Here is a 269-nt window from a genome sequence, read left to right on the forward strand (position 1 = left end):
ACCAACTGGTGCTGGGCGGCTGTTTCCGCGTCGGTCGGCAACTACTACGGCACCGGGTCCTGGACCCAGTGCGGTGTCGCCAGCAACGCGCTGGACCGCAACTGCTGCAACCAGCCGGGACCGTGCAACGTCTATGGCTACCTGGATTCCGCCCTTCGGATCACGCGCAGTTACAACGGCATGAATCAAGGCTCGCTGCAGATGTCGGCCATCCAGAACCAGCTCAACATGGGCCGCCCCATCGGTTTGCGTTGCGCCTGGTACGGTGG

General features: G+C 63.6%; 1 pseudogene. It reads left to right on the forward strand.

Annotation, left to right across the window (positions count from 1 at the left end):
* Positions 1–269: pseudogene (locus ACI77D_RS29425) on the forward strand (hypothetical protein); the annotation flags it as partial.

Source organism: Pseudomonas sp. O39 (genome assembly GCF_045447295.1).
Taxonomy (GTDB): domain Bacteria; phylum Pseudomonadota; class Gammaproteobacteria; order Pseudomonadales; family Pseudomonadaceae; genus Aquipseudomonas; species Aquipseudomonas antarctica_A.